This is a genomic window from Nocardia stercoris, assembly GCF_003696265.1.
GTDB classification, from domain to species: domain Bacteria; phylum Actinomycetota; class Actinomycetes; order Mycobacteriales; family Mycobacteriaceae; genus Nocardia; species Nocardia stercoris.
This window is the reverse complement of record NZ_RFFH01000023.1, coordinates 1-16,293: the sequence shown is the minus strand read 5'-3', so window position 1 is coordinate 16,293 and position 16,293 is coordinate 1. Positions and strand designations below refer to the sequence as shown.

At 69.7% G+C, this 16,293-nt stretch carries 18 protein-coding genes and 1 tRNA gene; 13 read left to right on the top strand and 6 right to left on the bottom strand.

From position 1 onward, the window contains the following. Window positions 1-51: 51 nt before the first annotated feature. Together EBN03_RS30760 and EBN03_RS34725 are read right to left on the bottom strand one after the other, a co-directional pair. Window positions 52-1,566: an alpha,alpha-trehalose-phosphate synthase (UDP-forming) gene (locus EBN03_RS30760; RefSeq protein ID WP_267899321.1), complete on the bottom strand. Its 1,515-nt coding sequence runs from the start codon at window positions 1,564-1,566 to the stop codon at window positions 52-54. Between the two features lie 41 nt (window positions 1,567-1,607). After that, window positions 1,608-1,775, bottom strand: coding sequence for a hypothetical protein (locus EBN03_RS34725; protein WP_199743043.1), 168 nt, complete (start codon window positions 1,773-1,775; stop codon window positions 1,608-1,610). 168 nt (window positions 1,776-1,943) lie between these two features. On the opposite strand from EBN03_RS34725, the gene EBN03_RS30755 reads away from it, so the two are divergent. The 5 genes from EBN03_RS30755 (at window position 1,944) to EBN03_RS30735 (ending at window position 5,820) form a co-directional block, all read left to right on the top strand. Continuing rightward, window positions 1,944-2,798, top strand: a complete 855-nt coding sequence (locus EBN03_RS30755; protein ID WP_122191674.1) for an alpha/beta fold hydrolase — start codon at window positions 1,944-1,946, stop codon at window positions 2,796-2,798. A 96-nt stretch (window positions 2,799-2,894) separates the two neighbouring features. Then, window positions 2,895-3,137: an MbtH family protein gene (locus EBN03_RS30750; RefSeq protein ID WP_122191673.1), complete on the top strand. Its 243-nt coding sequence runs from the start codon at window positions 2,895-2,897 to the stop codon at window positions 3,135-3,137. Window positions 3,138-3,290: 153 nt separating this feature from the next. Next, window positions 3,291-3,362: transfer RNA gene (locus EBN03_RS30745), tRNA-Thr, on the top strand. 254 nt (window positions 3,363-3,616) lie between these two features. Then, window positions 3,617-4,357 carry a response regulator transcription factor gene (locus EBN03_RS30740; protein WP_122191672.1) on the top strand — a complete coding sequence of 247 codons (741 nt, stop codon included), beginning with the start codon at window positions 3,617-3,619 and terminating at the stop codon, window positions 4,355-4,357. Beyond that, on the top strand, window positions 4,354-5,820 hold the full coding sequence (locus tag EBN03_RS30735) for a sensor histidine kinase (RefSeq protein WP_233608753.1): 1,467 nt from the start codon (window positions 4,354-4,356) through the stop codon (window positions 5,818-5,820). The genes EBN03_RS30740 and EBN03_RS30735 overlap by 4 nt, the downstream gene beginning before the upstream one ends. Before the next feature lie 63 nt (window positions 5,821-5,883). Here EBN03_RS30735 and EBN03_RS30730 read toward each other — a convergent pair whose 3' ends face one another. After that, the gene (locus tag EBN03_RS30730) at window positions 5,884-6,609 is read right to left on the bottom strand and encodes an SDR family oxidoreductase (protein ID WP_199743042.1); all 726 of its coding nucleotides are present in this window, start codon (window positions 6,607-6,609) and stop codon (window positions 5,884-5,886) included. Window positions 6,610-6,727: 118 nt separating this feature from the next. Here EBN03_RS30730 and EBN03_RS30725 point away from each other — a divergent pair, with 118 nt between their 5' ends. Next, on the top strand, window positions 6,728-7,321 hold the full coding sequence (locus tag EBN03_RS30725) for a TetR/AcrR family transcriptional regulator (RefSeq protein ID WP_122191670.1): 594 nt from the start codon (window positions 6,728-6,730) through the stop codon (window positions 7,319-7,321). A gap of 72 nt (window positions 7,322-7,393) precedes the next feature. Here EBN03_RS30725 and EBN03_RS30720 read toward each other — a convergent pair whose 3' ends face one another. After that, the gene (locus EBN03_RS30720) at window positions 7,394-7,819 is read right to left on the bottom strand and encodes an HIT family protein (protein WP_122191669.1); all 426 of its coding nucleotides are present in this window, start codon (window positions 7,817-7,819) and stop codon (window positions 7,394-7,396) included. 67 nt (window positions 7,820-7,886) lie between these two features. Here EBN03_RS30720 and purD point away from each other — a divergent pair, with 67 nt between their 5' ends. Beyond that, window positions 7,887-9,164, top strand: a complete 1,278-nt coding sequence (gene purD / locus EBN03_RS30715) for a phosphoribosylamine--glycine ligase (RefSeq protein WP_122191744.1) — start codon at window positions 7,887-7,889, stop codon at window positions 9,162-9,164. A gap of 11 nt (window positions 9,165-9,175) precedes the next feature. Here the strand turns inward: purD and EBN03_RS34720 are convergent, their stop codons facing one another. Next, on the bottom strand, window positions 9,176-10,192 hold the full coding sequence (locus tag EBN03_RS34720) for a M23 family metallopeptidase (RefSeq protein ID WP_233608752.1): 1,017 nt from the start codon (window positions 10,190-10,192) through the stop codon (window positions 9,176-9,178). Window positions 10,193-10,597: 405 nt separating this feature from the next. Between EBN03_RS34720 and EBN03_RS30705 the strand changes: the two genes are divergently transcribed. From EBN03_RS30705 to EBN03_RS30685, 5 genes are all read left to right on the top strand, one after another. Further along, a complete protein-coding gene (locus EBN03_RS30705) occupies window positions 10,598-11,764 on the top strand; it encodes a pyridoxal phosphate-dependent aminotransferase (RefSeq protein ID WP_122191742.1) in 1,167 nt (388 codons plus the stop codon). 167 nt (window positions 11,765-11,931) lie between these two features. Then, window positions 11,932-12,537 carry a TetR/AcrR family transcriptional regulator gene (locus EBN03_RS30700; RefSeq protein WP_122191668.1) on the top strand — a complete coding sequence of 202 codons (606 nt, stop codon included), beginning with the start codon at window positions 11,932-11,934 and terminating at the stop codon, window positions 12,535-12,537. A gap of 31 nt (window positions 12,538-12,568) precedes the next feature. Further along, entirely contained in the window at window positions 12,569-13,990 is a 1,422-nt protein-coding gene (gene purB, locus EBN03_RS30695; RefSeq protein ID WP_122191667.1) for an adenylosuccinate lyase, read from the top strand. 63 nt (window positions 13,991-14,053) lie between these two features. After that, complete coding sequence (locus EBN03_RS30690; protein WP_122191741.1) at window positions 14,054-14,476, top strand: HIT family protein; 423 nt, start codon at window positions 14,054-14,056, stop codon at window positions 14,474-14,476. Window positions 14,477-14,619: 143 nt separating this feature from the next. After that, entirely contained in the window at window positions 14,620-15,531 is a 912-nt protein-coding gene (locus tag EBN03_RS30685) for an alpha/beta hydrolase (protein ID WP_199743040.1), read from the top strand. Between the two features lie 39 nt (window positions 15,532-15,570). Here EBN03_RS30685 and EBN03_RS30680 read toward each other — a convergent pair whose 3' ends face one another. Next, entirely contained in the window at window positions 15,571-15,801 is a 231-nt protein-coding gene (locus EBN03_RS30680; protein WP_122191665.1) for a DUF397 domain-containing protein, read from the bottom strand. A 221-nt stretch (window positions 15,802-16,022) separates the two neighbouring features. Here EBN03_RS30680 and EBN03_RS33890 point away from each other — a divergent pair, with 221 nt between their 5' ends. Further along, window positions 16,023-16,202 (top strand): hypothetical protein, encoded by a 180-nt coding sequence (locus EBN03_RS33890; RefSeq protein ID WP_147471767.1) that lies wholly within the window; start codon window positions 16,023-16,025, stop codon window positions 16,200-16,202. Window positions 16,203-16,293: the final 91 nt, after the last annotated feature.

Below are 16,293 nucleotides of genomic sequence, written 5' to 3'. Positions count from 1 at the left end.
GGGCCGTCTGGACGGCTCGGAACTGCTACTGCGGCACCGGATCCGGGCCCGTCACTCCTCGTCCGACATGAGCGCCGGACCCGCGACCTTCCCCTTCGCCAGCGCGTCCAGAAACGAGCGCGCCCACCGGTCCACGTCGTGCGCCAGCACCTGCCGGCGCATCGAGCGCATGCGGCGCCGCCGGGTGTCCGCGTCGTCGGCGATCGACTGCATGATCGCCTCTTTGACGCTGGTCAGGTCGTGCGGGTTGCACTGGTAGGCCTGGCGGAGTTCCGCTGCGGCACCGGTGAATTCGCTGAGCACCAGGGCGCCGTTGAGGCCGCTGTGGCAGGCCACGTACTCCTTGGCGACCAGGTTCATGCCGTCGCGCAGCGGGGTCACCAGCATGACGTCGGCGGCCACGAAGAAGGCGATCAGCTCGTCGCGGGGGATGGGCCGGTGCAGATAGTGCACGAACGGGTAACCGACCCGAGAGAATTCACCGTTGATCCGGCCGACCTGGCGTTCGATATCGCTGCGCATCTGGACGTAGCTGTCCACGCGTTCCCGGCTCGGGGTGGCCAGCTGGACCATGACCGTTTCCTTGGGATCGATCTCCCCGGTCTCCAGCAGCTCCTCCAGCGCCCGCAACCGGATGTCGATGCCCTTGGTGTAGTCGAGGCGGTCCACGCCCAGCAGGATGTGTTTGGGGTTGCCGAGTTCCGCGCGGATCTGGGCGGCCCGCTCCCGCACCGAGCGCCGGCGCGACGCCTCGTCCATCTCCGCCGAGGCGATCGAGATGGGGAACGCGCCGACCCGCACGGTCCGGAAACCGACCTGCACCACACCGAGCTTGGACCGCACACCCACATTGCCGCGTGAAGTGGGCTGCCCGGCCAGCCGCCGGGCCAGGAACAGGAAGTTCTGCGCGCCGCCGGGCAGGTGGAAGCCGATCAGGTCGGCGCCCAGCAGGCCTTCGACGATCTCGGTCCGCCACGGCATCTGCATGAACAGCTCGACCGGCGGGAACGGGATGTGCAGGAAGAAGCCGATGGTGAGGTCGGGCCGCAGCATGCGCAGCATCTTCGGCACCAGCTGCAGCTGATAGTCCTGGACCCAGACGGTGGCGTTCTGCGCGGCCACCTTGGCGGTGTGCTCGGCGAAACGCCGGTTGACGTCCACGTAGGCCTGCCACCAGTGCCGGTGGTACTCGGGGCGCACGATCACGTCGTGGTACAGCGGCCACAGGGTGCCGTTGGAGAAGCCTTCGTAGTAGTTGGCGACGTCGTCGGCCGACAGCGGCACCGGGTGCAGCTCCAGGCCGTCCTCGATGATCGGGTCGACGTCCACATCGGGGACGCCCGGCCAGCCCACCCAGGCGCCGTTGTTGTTGCGGAGTACCGATTCCAGGGCGGTCACCAGACCGCCCGGGCTGCGCTTCCAGCGGGTCGTCCCGTCGGGCAGCCGTTCCAGGTCGACCGGGAGGCGGTTGGCGACGACGACGAAGTCGGCTCCCGCGGCCCGGGGTGTGGTGGTATCGGGCCGTTCGGCCGATAAAGCGGGCTGGGGGTCGCGCGTGCGCTCCACGGGCTTGGATCCTCCGGTCGCCGGGTGGCGGGCTCTAGCTCTTATTCTCCGCGGCCGCTGGGGCTGATGCCCAGCATCGACAGCAGCATCCGGCATTCGTCGGCGTCGGTGGCGTAGGCGGCTACCACGCGCTGGGCCTGGCGAGCGGTCTCGTCGGCCAGCGGTTCCAGGTCGTCGTCCGCGATGTCGTTGGTGCCTTTCGCGGCCATCGGCGCGTTCCTCTCGGCTCGGGTGACTCGGGTCTGCGGGTCAATCGTATCGGTCGCGCGCGGCGATCAGCGCGCGGTCGGGCCGAACCGCAATCCGCGTGACGCCGGACATTCGTCCTACCGATACGGTGGGTGAGATCGTCTCGCACACGAAAGGTTCAATCCACCATGCCTCTGGCCACGGTGAACGGAATCCCGCTGAACTATCAGTTGAAGGGCGACAAGGCCAAGGGCACCGACGTCAAGGGTGCCGCGCCGCTGGTCGTGCTCGTCATGGGCACCGGCAGCCCGGGCCGAGTGTGGGAATTGCATCAGGTTCCCGCGCTGCTGCAGGCCGGCTTCCGGGTGTGCACCTTCGACAACCGGGGGATCGCGCCCTCGTTCGAAGCGGCCGACGGCATCACCATCGAGGAACTGGTCGCCGACACGGCCGCGCTGATCGAGTTCCTGGACGAGGGTCCGGCGCTGGTGGCGGGGACCTCGATGGGTGCCCGGGTGACCCAGGAGCTGGCGCTGGCGCGCCCGGAGCTGGTCCGCAAGGCCGTGTTCATGGCCGGACACGCCCGGCTGGACCGCTTCCAGCAGACACTCGGAATCGGTGAGGCCGAACTGGACGATTCCGGTGTGCGGCTGCCGGCCAAGTACGAGGCCGCGATGACCGCGGTGATGAACCTGTCGCCCGCGACCCTCGCGAACCCCGCGGCGGCGCGCGACTGGCTGGACCTGTTCGAATTCACCGGTGGCCCGGTTCCCCCGGGTGTGCGGGCGCAGCGCCGCATGAGCCACGATTTCAACCGGGTGCAGGCCTATCGCGGGATTCGGGTGCCGTGTCTGTCCATCGGATTCGCCGACGACCGGATGATTCCGGCATACTTGTCGCGCGAGGTCGCCGACGCCATTCCGGGTGCGCGCTACCAGGAAATTGCCGATGCTGGACACTTCGGATACCTGGAACGTCCGGATCTGGTGAACAAGCTGCTGATCGATTTCTTCGGCGGCCTCGAGGGATCTACCATCGCGTAACGTCGACCTTGCTAGTGTCGACACAACGCCCCGGGGCCCGACTGTGGTCGGCCGCCGACAAGCGTCCGAACAGCGCCAGTATCCCAGTGAGGTGAGATGAGCACCAACCCCTTCGACGACGAGGACGGCCGGTTCTTCGTTCTGGTCAACGACGAGGAGCAACATTCGCTGTGGCCGGCTTTCGCCGAGGTTCCGGCCGGATGGCGAGTGGTGTTCGGCGAAGAGAGCCGTGCAGCCTGCGTCGAGTACGTGGAGAAGAACTGGACCGACATGCGTCCCAAGAGTCTGCGTGACGCCATGGCGGCGGACGACGCGGCCCGGCAGGCCGCACAGTCCTGACCCGCGGTATCCCCGGATACCCGCGCAACCCGGTGACGCCGGTGGGAGGACACCTCCGGGTGGCTCCCCACCGGCGCGGGTCGTTGCCGTCCGATTCTGTACTGGGACTTTCCGTCCCGCCGGCGTGTCCGGCTATGATGAGCACCGCTCCACGCCTCCTTAGCTCAGTGGTAGAGCACTCGCCTTGTAAGCGAAAGGTCGTCAGTTCAATCCTGACAGGGGGCTCAGTAAGCACGGCAGGGTCGACTACCAGCTCAGTGGTAGAGGCCCTGCCGTTGTTGTAAGCGAAAGGTCGTCAGTTCAATCCTGACAGGGGGCTCAGTAAGCACGGCAGGGTCGACTACCAGCTCAGTGGTAGAGGCCCTGCCGTTTTCTTTGTCCGGGAAGCCTTTACGGCTGAAGCTGCGCCCGGACCGCTCCCAGGAAACTCCCAGCCAGCCTTCAGCGACTTCTGCCGGGACGCGGGGACGATGGCCCCTATGACTGGTGTTCCCTCTTCTGACCGCACGCCCGAGGCGCGGGTGCTGGTGGTGGACGACGAGCCGATGATCGTCGAACTGCTGTCGGTGAGCCTGCGCTATCAGGGCTTCGAGGTGGCCACCGCCGCGAACGGGGCGGAGGGACTGGACAAGGCCAAGGCCTTCCGGCCCGACGCGCTGATCGTCGACGTCATGATGCCCGGGATGGACGGCTTCGGGCTGCTCCGTCGGCTGCGGGCCGACGGGATCGAGGCGCCGGTGCTGTTCCTCACCGCCCGCGACGAGGTCGACGACAAGATCACCGGTCTCACCCTGGGCGCCGACGACTACGTCACCAAGCCGTTCAGTCTCGAGGAGGTGGTGGCGCGGCTGCGGGTGATCCTGCGCCGCTCCGGTCATACGGTCGAGGAACGCAACACCTCCCGCCTGCGATTCGAGGACATCGAACTCGACGACGACACCCACGAGGTGTGGAAGGCGGGCGAGCCGGTGGCGCTGTCGCCGACCGAGTTCACCCTGCTGCGGTACTTCATGGTCAACGCGGGGACCGTGCTGAGCAAGCCCCGGATCCTGGATCACGTGTGGCGCTACGACTTCGGCGGCGAGGTCGGTGTCGTCGAAACGTACGTCTCCTACCTGCGCAAGAAGGTCGACACCGGCCCGGACCGGCTCATCCACACCCTGCGCGGAGTCGGGTATGTGATGCGGGCGCCCAGCCGGAGCAAGTCGACCGCCAAGTGACCGGCGCCGAACCGGACGCGGGCGCTCGAGCCTGGTTGTCCCGTCGTGCCGCCGCGGTGCCGTTGCGGGTCACCCTGGTGGTGGTCCTGGTGGCACTGGCCGGGCTCGGGCTGCTGCTGTCGGGCGCGGCCGTCACCTCGGCCATGCACCGGGTGCTCTTCGACCGGGTGGACAGCCAGATCCGCGGTGCCGCCAACACGTGGGCGAAGCCGGACAACACGCCGCCGCTGGCGCTGCCCGGGCGCGGTCAGGAGCACGAGCGGCCGGCCGAACTGTTCTACGTGCACATCACCGATGCCGCCGGCAACACCACCGTGCTGTTGCAGACGGGTGCCACGACGCCCGACGTACCCGCCGATCTCGGTGCGCACCCGCGCACGGTCGGTTCGGTCGGCGACGAGTCCGAGCACTGGCGGGCCGTGCGCGTGACCGACTCCGGCGGGACCAGCATCGTCGCCCTGCGGCTCACCGAGACCGAGAACATCATCGACCGGCTGATCGGCCTGGAAGTGGTCGTCGGCCTGCTGGTGCTGGTGGCGCTGGCCATGGTGGCGCACGTGGTGATCCGGCGCAGCCTGCGGCCGCTCGACGAGGTCGAGCAGACCGCCGCGGCGATCGCCGGCGGTGACCTCGATCGCCGAGTACCGGTGCGCGGCAACGACACCGAGGTCGACCGGCTGTCGCGATCATTGAACGGGATGCTGGCCCAGATCCAGCAAGCCTTCGCCAACACCGAGGCCTCCGAGGAGGAGGCGCGGGTCTCCGAGGCCCGGATGCGCCGGTTCGTGGCCGACGCCAGCCACGAACTGCGCACCCCACTCACCACCATCAAGGGATTCGCGGAGCTGTACCGGCAGGGCGCGCTGCCGGACGCGACGCTGCTGGTGGACCGGGTCGAGCGGGAGGCGAACCGGATGAGCCTGCTCGTCGAGGATCTGCTGATGCTGGCCCGGCTGGACGCGCAGCGCCCGCTCGACCGCCGGCAGGTGGATCTGCTGGCGCTGGCCAGCGACGCCGTGCACAATGCCCGCGCGGTCGACGCGGCGCGCCGGCCCGAAGGCCCGGCCCGGCAGATCGGCCTGACGATCGAACCCGGCGACGGCACCCTGGAGGTGCGCGGCGACGCGGCGCGGCTGCGGCAGGTGCTGGGCAATCTGCTCGACAACGCGCTCACCCACACCGCACCGGAAGCCGCGGTCACGGTCCGGCTGGTGCCGGCCGCGGACGAGGTGGTGCTGGCCGTCGCCGATACCGGCCGGGGGCTCCCGCAGGAGCAGGCCGACCGGATCTTCGAACGCTTCTACCGCACCGACACCTCACGCAGCCGCGACAGCGGCGGCACGGGGCTGGGCCTGTCGATCGTGCAGTCGCTGGTGGCGGCGCACGGCGGTTCGGTCGCGGTGCACAGCGAGGTCGGAGTGGGAACCACGTTCACGGTCCGGCTGCCCCGCGACCGCGCCTAGGCCCGATTCGGGCGGTGGCGACAGCCGAGCGTGACCACGCGGGCCGACCGAATTGCCGGCCGGTCAGCGACCCGTCGCGAGACTGGTGCCGCCATTGGCGTCGAGCACGACGCCGGTGATGAATCCGTTGGTGGCCAGCATGTGGATGGCCCGGGCGATGTCCGCGGGGCGGCCGACGCGGCCGACCGGGGTGGTCGCCACCAGTCCGTCGAACAGGGCGGTGCGCTGCGCCTCGGGAACCCGGTCCCACCACGGAGTGTCGACGACGCCCGGGGAGACGGCATTGATGCGCAGCGGGGCGAGTTCGACGGCGAGCGGCGGCACCATGGCGTCGAGCGCGCCGTTGATGGCGGCCAGGCCCGCGGTGCCGGGGAAGGCCGAGCGGGACGAGCCCGCGGTCACCAGGGTGACCGATCCCTGCGAATCCAGGTGCGGGAGAGCGGCTTTCAGGATGCGCACCTGCGGCCAGAACTTGCCGTCGAAGCCGGCGGCCAGCTGATCCAGATCGAGGTCGGCGAAGGGGCCGCTGCCGGCCGAGCCGCTCACCGAGACGACCAGGTGGTCGATGGTCCCGGCTTGGGCGAAGAAGGCGTCGATATCGGTCTGGCTGGTGGCATCCAGGGCGTAGCCGGTGGTTTTGCCGCCGATCCGCGCGACGGCCGCGTCGAGCTTGTCCCGGCCGCGGCCGGTGATGACGACCTCGGCGCCGTCGGCCGCGAAGGCGGTGGCGGTGGCCTCGCCGATGCCGGAGCTGCCACCCATGACGACGACGCGCGGTGTTGTGGTCATTGTCGGAAGTCCTCTCTGTCGCTGTCCGTTTACGCTTACGGAACTGACAGTCTCGACAACACTGTTGACGAGACTTTTAGTCTCGACAAATCGGTGAGGTGCGTCACAGGAGGCGATCATGGACAGTACGGCGGCACAGCCGGCGCGACCGCACACCGGGCGACGGCGCAACGAAGCCACCCGGCAGGCCATTCTCGATGCCTCGCTGCGACTGCTCGGCGAATCCGCCGGCGCCCCGGTCACCATCGACGCCATCGCTCGAGCGGCGGGCGTCGGGAAGCAGACCGTGTATCGGTGGTGGCCGTCGAAGGGGGCGGTCTTGCTGGACGCGCTCACCGAACGGTCGGCGCTCGAGGTGCCGCCACCGGACAGCGGGTCGCTGCGCACCGACCTGCGCACCCTCATGGAATCGACTTTCCGTGGCGCGCAGAGCAGTTCGACCGCACCCGCGCTGCGCACGCTGGTACGAGAGGCGGCGCACGACCCGCATCTCGAGGAGCTGTTGCGGACCTTCACCGCCCAGCGCCGGGCAGCGGTGCGGGCCGTGCTCGAGCGGGGGCGGCAGCGCGGCGAGCTGCCCGCCGACGCCGATCTCGATCTGCTGGTCGACCAGTTCTACGGGGTGTTCTGGTACCGCTTCATCCTCGGCCACGCACCCCTCGACGACGCGCTCGCCGAACGGCTCACCGACTCGATACTGCCCGGCCGCTGAAGAAGGCGGCCGAGCGGTCGGTCTGCGCCGGATGCCACAGCGCGGCGAGGAGCGCCTCGAACGTTCCGGTCGCTACGCGGGTACGGACGCGCCGTATCCGAGGTCGCGCAACGCTCGCTTGATCTTGGACTGCGCTTCGTCGAGGGATTCCTTCGACGGGTCGTGGTCGGCGCCGCTGATGTTGAAATCGCCCAGCTCGAAGGCCGGGAAGACGTGCAGGTGCAGGTGCGGCACCTCGAGTCCGGCGATCAGCAGGCCGGCTCGCGGCGCATCCCAGGCCAGCCGGACCGCCTGACCGATCTTCTGCGCCACCTCGGTGAGCCTGGCGAAGGTGGCGGGGTCGAGGTCCTGCCACTGGTCGATCTCGGCTCGGGGGACGACCAGGGTGTGCCCCTGGGTGACCGGCGCGATGGTCAGGAAGGCGACGAACTCGTCGTCCTCCCAGACGAACCGCCCGGGCAGCTGGCCGTTGATGATCGCACTGAATACAGACGCCATGGGCTCACATTGTCATATCTCGACGGGGGCCCGCATGGCTGTCGGCGCTACCGCGCATAATTACCCGGTGCGCGTACTCGTGATCGGTTCCGGAGCCCGTGAACATGCCCTGGTCCAGGCCCTGCGCCGGGACCCAGGGGTGTCCGACGTCGTTGCCGCGCCCGGCAATCCGGGCATGGCCGGCCAGGCGACGCTGCGGCCGGTCGACCCGGCCGACGCCGAGTCGGTGGTGGGGCTGGCCCGCCAGGTCGCGGCGGATCTGGTGGTGATCGGCCCCGAGGTGCCGCTGGTCCTGGGCATCGCCGACGCGGTACGCGCGGCGGGAATCGCCTGCTTCGGCCCGTCGGCGGCCGCGGCCCGGATCGAGGGGTCGAAGGCGTTCGCCAAGGACGTGATGGCGGCCGCCGGGGTGCGGACCGCGCACAGCGAGATCGTCGACCACCCCGGTGAGCTGGATGCCGCGCTGGACCGGTTCGGCCCGACCTGGGTGGTCAAGGACGACGGCCTGGCCGCCGGTAAGGGCGTGGTGGTGACCGCCGACCGGCACGCCGCCCGCGACCACGGCGCCGAACTGCTGGAGAACGGCCACCCGGTTCTGCTGGAGTCCTTCCTGGACGGCCCCGAGGTGTCGCTGTTCTGCCTGGTCGACGGCGAGACCGTGGTCCCGCTGCTGCCGGCCCAGGACCACAAGCGCGTCGGCGACGGTGACACCGGTCCGAACACCGGCGGTATGGGTGCCTACACCCCGCTGCCGTGGCTGCCGGCCGAGGTGGTCACCGAGATCGTCACCGAGGTCGTCGAGCCGGTGGCCGCCGAGATGGTGCGCCGCGGCGTGCCGTTCTCCGGGCTGCTGTACGCCGGTCTCGCGATCGGTCAGGCGGGCCCGGCGGTGGTCGAATTCAATTGCCGCTTCGGCGATCCCGAGACCCAGGCGGTGCTGGCGCTGCTGGAGAGCCCGCTCGGCGAACTGCTGTACGCCACCGCGACCGGCACTCTGGCGCAGGCCGAGCCGCCGCGCTGGAAGGACGGCGCCGCGCTCACCGTCGTGCTGGCCGCCGAGAACTACCCCGCCCGCCCGCGCAGCGGCGACGTGATCACCGGCACCGAAGCGTCGACCCCCGACACCGAGGTGTTCCACGCCGGTACCGCACAGCGCGCCGACGGCGCCCTGGTCTCCGCGGGCGGCCGCGTGCTGAACGTGGTCGGCGTCGGCGCCGACCTCACCGAGGCCCGCGCCCGCGCCTACGAGCGCCTGGCCGCCATCAAACTGGCCGGCGGCCACTACCGCCACGACATCGCCCAGGCCGCGGTGGACGGCCGCATCAGCATCCCCGCCCGGGTGTAGTCGCGAGCGATCTACTGCCCCAACGGGATTCCGTGGGCTGCCAGCCAGGGCTGAGGGTCCACGTGCTGGCCGTTGATCAGGATCTCGAAGTGCAGGTGGGGGCCGGTGGAGTCGCCGCGGTTTCCGACGCGGGCGATCTGCTGGCCGGCCTGGACGTGCTCGCCGACCGAGACCGAGAAGTCGTACATGTGGCCGTAGACGGAGATGGTGCCGTCGGTGTGGCGGATGCGGACCCAGAGACCGAAGCCGTCGGCGGGGCCGGCGTCGATGACGGTGCCGTCGGTGACCGCGTAGATCGGGGAACCGATCGGGGCGGCGATGTCGACGCCGTAGTGGAAGGTGCCCCAGCGGCTGCCGTAGCCGGAGGTGAACACGCCGACCGCCGGCCGCGCGAACCGGCCGATACCCGGTAGCACCGCGGGCGCGACCCCGATCCAGTCCTGCGGCTGCCCCGAACTGGCCGCGGCCGCTTCGGCTCTGGCCCGTTCCAGGGTCGCCCGGGCCGCCTCGCCGACCACCTGCGCCTCCCGCAGCCGCTCACCCTTGTTGATGGCGTCGAGGTAGCGGCGGCTCGGCTCGGCCGCGGCCCGGACCTGCAGCGGGTGGGCGACCGGGACCCGCAGCCCGCCGCCGGGCGCAGGGGTGGCGGTGATCTGGTGCGCCGGAATCGTGTCCGCCGCGGCGAACAGCGTCACGGCCGCCAGTCCTGCTACCAGCACGCGATGCTGAATCAACCAGGCGCGCAACGGCATCCACTGCGCCTCGAACCAGGCCCGCCAATCCCGGCGCGCGAGTTCGCGCCAATCGGTATCGCGCGCGGCCGACCATCCCGCTTGCGTCGCCGACCAGCTCGCCCGCCCGGTGTGCAGGGCCGCACCCCAGGCCCGGCCCGCCGTCCGGGACAGTGCAGGCCGGAAGGTCTCGGGGAGCAGGGGAGTGCCCGGCCGCGACCCGAGCCCCCGCCGCTTCGTGGCGGACGAGCTCGGCCGTCGGGCGGAACTCGTGCTCGGACGAGTGGAATTCGTCACGGGCTGAGCGGAATTCGGACCGGGCCGGGTGGTGCTCGAGTCCGGTTGAGTGGTCCCCGAGCCCGGCCGGGACGACCGTGCGCCCGGCCGGCTGGAACGCGAACCTGGCTGTGTGGAGCGCCAATCCGGCCGGAAGACACGAGTTCCCCCGTGGCGGCTACGGAATCGGCCGGCCTGATCAGCCATGAGCTCGAGGTTAACAGCGCGCGGCCGGGAAAGCCCGGACGGCGCATCGGCCTCGGATGTCGGGAGTGTCCGGTGCGCCCGGATCGACCCGGCTGGGTTCGACCTCGGCCGGCTCGGGCCGGTGTCCCCGGCTGCCTCGGCGGTGGGGTCGTGACCTGCACCCGGGACGAACCGCGGATCCCCTGCGCGGGCGCTGCGCGGGTGTTCTACCGTCATCGGGTGCGTAAGGAATCTGTCCGGTCGACTGTGCCCACCTTCCATGTCATGGATGTCTGGAAGGCGGCGGGCGAGCGGGAGCGTACCCACGGTGACGTGCTGGTATTGGCTGCCGGTCAGCCGTCGACGCCCGCGCCGGAGCCGGTGCTGCGCGCTACTCGGGCTGCCCTGGGCGACGAATTGCTGGGGTACACGGAGACTTTCGGCCTTCTGGCGCTGCGGGAGGCGATCGCCCGGCACCACCGGGACGTCTACGGCGTCGAGGTGGATCCCGACGAGGTCGTGGTGACCACCGGGTCCTCGGGCGCGTTCTCGCTGCTGTTCCTTGCCGCCTTCGACCCGGGGGACACGGTCGTGGTGGCCCGGCCGGGTTATCCCGCCTACCGCAACACGCTGACCGCGCTCGGCTGCACGGTGATCGAGCTGGACTGCGGCCCGGAGACCCGCTACCAGCCGACCGTCGCCATGCTGGAGGAGCTGCCCGAGCCGCCGGCGGGCCTGATCGTCGCCAGCCCGGCCAATCCGACCGGCACCATGATCGCCCCGGCTGAGCTGGCCGACCTGGCGCGCTGGTGCGACGCGCACGGGACGCTGCTGATCTCGGACGAGATCTACCACGGCATCGTCTACGACGGTTCGCAGACCGCGTGTGCCTGGGAGACGTCGCGGGAGGCGGTGGTGATCGGCTCGGTGTCGAAGTATTTCTCGATGACCGGGTGGCGGCTGGGCTGGATGCTGGTGCCGGCCGGCCTGCGCCCGGCGTTGCAGCGGCTCGCCTCGAACTTCACGGTGTGTCCGCCCGCGATTTCGCAGTACGCGGCGATTCACGCGTTCGGGCCGGAGGCGAAGGCGGAGCTGGACGGTCACGTGCGCCGCTATGCGGTGAACCGCAAGATCGTGCTGGACGGTCTGCGGCGGATCGGTCTCACCGATATCGCGCCGGCCGACGGCGCGTTCTATGCGTACGCCGATATTGGTCACCTGACCGATAATTCGATGCAGTGGTGCGCGGATCTGTTGGCGGCCACCGGCGTAGCGATCGCACCGGGTATCGATTTCGACACCCGCCACGGGAACCGGACGGTCCGATTGTCGTTCGCGGGTGCCACCGCTGACGTGCAGGCGGCGATGGAGCGGATCGCCGGTTACCTGGGGGAACTGAAAAGTTAAGTGTCCCAAAAACTTTAATCACTACGGCACCTGTGACCGGGGCAATAAGGTAGAAAAAACGTAAGTTGTTGATTCGACGCTGCGCAATGAGTGGTTCGCATACTGCAGGTCAAAGCTCGCACCCGATTCGGTACGGATGAAACCATGACGACTGGCACGATGACACGGTGATCACCGCGACGACCCCGAAAGGCGAGCGGAGACGCCAGGCACTGGTGGCGGCAGCCGCCGAACTCCTGCTCGAAGGTGGTTTCGACGCTGTGCGCCATCGTTCGGTGGCCACCCGCGCGGACCTGCCCTTGGCATCCACCACGTATTACTTCCAGTCGCTGGAGGATCTGATCGCGCGCGCGGTCGAGTTCAGCGGCAACGCGGAACTCGATTCGATGCGCCGCCGAGTCGGCGAGATCTCGCACCGGCGGCGCGGCCCGGAAGCCACCGTCGATCTGATCCTGGATCTGCTGGTCGGCCCCGAGGGCAACGACGACCTGACGCGGGAACGGCTGATCGCCCGCTTCGAACGGTCGGTGGCCTCGGCCCGGCATCCGGAACTACGCGAGGTGCAGTTCCGACTACGCAGTCAGCTGGAGGATCTGCTGGCCGACGTGCTGCGCCGCTCCGACCGCCTGGTCCGCCTCGATCAGCTGCGCCGCGTCGTGGCCGTGGTCGACGGCGCGGTGGTCGCGGCGCTCACCGAGGCCGATCCGCAACCCCGCCGCGCGGCCCGCGCCGCGCTGCTCGAGCTGATCGACATCTGCGCACCCCAGGTCTGACGCGCGGCACCCCCGTCAATAGACTTCTCCTGTGAGTCTTGTTCCGAACGTCCTCGCCACCCGGTACGCCAGCCCGCAGATGCGGGAGCTGTGGTCACCGGAGAACAAGATCGTGCTGGAACGCCGGCTGTGGCTGGAGGTGCTGCGCGCGCAGGCCGACCTCGGGATCGAGGTGCCGGCCGGGGTCGTCGACGACTACGAGCGGGTGCTCGAGCAGGTCGACCTGGCCGCGATCGCCGAACGCGAGCGGGTCACCCGCCACGATGTGAAGGCCCGGATCGAGGAGTTCAACGCCCTCGCCGGTCACGAGCACATCCACAAGGGCATGACAAGTCGCGACCTCACCGAGAACGTCGAGCAGCTGCAGATCCGGCTCGCCCTCGAGCACGTGTACGCGCACGGCGTGGCGATCGCGGCCCGGCTGGCCGAGCGGGCCGCCGAATACCGGACGCTGGTCATGGCCGGCCGCTCGCATAATGTCGCCGCCCAGGCCACCACGCTCGGTAAGCGTTTCGCGTCCGCCGCCGACGAACTGCTGTTCGCGCTGACCCGGCTGCGGGAGCTGATCGACCGCTACCCGCTGCGCGGCATCAAGGGCCCGATGGGTACCGCCCAGGACATGCTGGACCTGCTCGACGGTGACGCCGGCAAGCTGGCGCAGCTGGAGGAGCGGGTGGCCCGCCACCTCGGCTTCGCCGGTGTGCTGACCAGTGTCGGCCAGGTCTACCCGCGCTCGCTGGACCACGATGTGCTCTCGGCCCTGGTCCAGGTGGGTGCCGGCCCGTCGTCGTTCGCGCACACCATCCGGCTGATGGCCGGGCATGAGCTGGTCACCGAGGGCTTCCAGCCCGGCCAGGTCGGTTCCTCGGCGATGCCGCACAAGATGAACACCCGCTCGTGTGAGCGCGTGAACGGCCTGCAGGTGGTGTTGCGCGGGTACGCGTCGATGGCCGCCGAGCTGGCGGGCGCGCAGTGGAACGAGGGCGACGTGTTCTGCTCGGTGGTCCGCCGGGTGGCGCTGCCGGACGCCTTCTTCGCCATCGACGGCATGATGGAGACCTTCCTGACCGTGCTCACCGAGTTCGGCGCCTACCCGGCCGTGGTGAACCGGGAGCTGAACCGCTACCTGCCGTTCCTGGCCACCACCCGCATCCTGATGGCGGCGGTCCGGGCCGGGGTCGGCCGCGAGACCGCGCACGAGGTCATCAAGGAGCACGCGGTCGCGGTGGCGCTGGCCATGCGGGAGCAGGGCCGCGAGCCCGACCTGCTGGACCGGCTCGCCGCCGACGACCGGATGCCGCTGGACCGCGCCGCGCTCGAGGCCGCGCTCGCCGACCGTTCCGCGTTCATCGGTGCCGCCGACGCGCAGGTGGGCGACATCGTGGCGCAGGTGCAGAAGCTGTCGGACGCGAACCCGCAGGCCGCGCGCTACACCCCGGCGCCGATTCTGTAGCCGGGTGTGCGGCTGTGCTGTTCGCACTTCCGCACCGGAACACTCTGCGCCTACGGTGATTCCATGAATCCGTACACGATCTTCTCCGACATCATCGCCGGCCGGGCACCTGCCTCGAAGGTGTACGAGGACGAGGATGTGGTGGCGTTCATGGATATCCGGCCCGTCACGCCGGGGCACGTGCTGGTGGTGCCGCGGGTGCCGGCCCGCAGTCTCGCCGAACTCGATCCCGCCTTGGGCGGCAAGCTGTTCCAGGTCGGGCAGCGGCTGGCGGCCGCGTTGCGGACGTCGGAGATCGGTGCGGACGGCGTGAACTTCTTCCTGGCCGACGGCGTCACCGCCGGGCAGGAGGTCTTCCATGTGCACCTGCATGTCGTGCCGCGCAAGCCCGGTGACGGATTCGGCCTGCGGGCCCGGCCGACGATGCCGCCGCGCGCGGATCTCGACTATCTCGCTTCGTCGATCCGGGGTGCGCTCGAAGTGTGATCCACTCGTGCCGGAACTGCCTGTGCTGTATGTTAGCTCTCGCACCGGGATGAGTTAGCCTGTAGTGCGCTGAATCCGGTGAGTGGAGGGTGATTATGCGTTCCAAGTGCAGTCTTGCGGCGGTTGTGCTCCTATTTTCGACAATGCTGGCGGGCTGGTTCGCCGCTGCCCCACAGGTTGCTGCGGCGACCGTGGTCGGGCGCAGTGATCAGAGCCCCACCCGATCGATCCTCACCGTCGACTCGCCGGCCATGGGCCAGCCGGTGCAGGTGGAGGTGCTGCACCCTGCGGGGGACGGACCGCGGCCCAGCTACTACCTGCTCGACGGCCTGGACGCGGGGACCGCGGAGAGCGGCTGGACCTACTACACCGACGCCGAGCCCTTCTTCGCGGGCAAGAACGTCAACGTGGTCATGCCGCTCGGCGGTGAGGCCGGGTACTACACCGACTGGACCACCGACTCGGCCAAGTTCGGCCGGTACCAGTGGGAAACCTTCCTCACCCAGGAACTTCCGCCGCTGATCGACAGCACCTTCGCCGGCAACGGGGTCAACGGGGTCGGTGGCCTGTCCATGGGCGGGATCGCCGCATACGTGCTGGCCGCGCGGCACCCCGACCTGTACCGCGCGGTCGCCGGATACAGCGCCTGCCCGGAGATGTCGATGGTCGCGCCGGTCATGCAGTTCTCGATCGTCAACCGTGGTGGCAACCCCGACGACATGTGGGGTCCGATCGGCAGCCCGGAGTGGGCCGCGCACGACCCGGCGGCCCTGGCCGACAACCTGCGCGGCAAGGCACTGTTCCTGTCGGCGGGCACCGGTATCCCCGGCCTGAACAGCACCGCCGTGCATCCCGAACCGCTCGACCACCTGGTGTACGGTTCGCCCATCGAGACCGGCGTCGACCTCTGCTCGGCCGCGTTCGGTACGTTGCTGCAGGCCCGCGGCATCCCGATCACCGTGGTGCACAACGCCACCGGCCTGCACTCCTGGGCCTACTGGCAGCAGGGCTTGCACGACTCCTGGCCGATGCTGGCCGGTGCGCTCGGCGCCTGACCGGAAAGCCTGACGCTCAACGCAATTCGCCCGTCCGGATCACGCTCCCGGGCGGGCGAATTCGCCATCCGCGGCACCCAGGACGAAGGCGCGCCATTCGCCGGGCGTGAAGATCAGGACCGGGCCGTCGGGTTCGGCGGCGCTGCGCAGGCCGATATTTCCGCTGGCGAGGAAAGCCACCTCGACAGCTCCGGTGCCGTCGCCGCTGCGCTGCCACACGGCGTCCGGTTCGATCTCGCGGTTCTTGGCCTGGCCATCGGCTGCTGCCACGTCTACTCCTGGTCACGGGAGTGCGGAGAACGCATCTGTCGGCCCACCCTAATCCGCGCCCGAGACCGTCGGCGGGCGTTTGCTGTGACCCGACCCACCGTCGATTCGTGACACGTCGTGTTTATCCGGTGTCAGGATCGGAAATCCCGCTGTTGGCGGCATATCCCGCCCGGTCGGCAGACGTGCCGGTCGACAGCGCACGGCCTGGAAGGAGCACGGGCATGGCACCTGCATTCGACAGTTGCGCCCAAGTGCCTGCGCGTCTCACCACCGAGCTGGCCGAGGGCATCGTGGCCGATCACCGCAGCTGCCCGCCCGGTCGCTGCGCCCGCCGCACCGCGGCGCTGTACTACCTGCTGGCGGCCGCCGCCGCGGAGGGCACCGGCCGGCTCGGCGCCTAGGCAGTGTTTCGAAGTGGTGAGGGCGGGCCGTTCGGCCCGCCCTCACTCGTGTCGCAGCCATTGATTGATCGCAGCGACATGGACCGTCGCC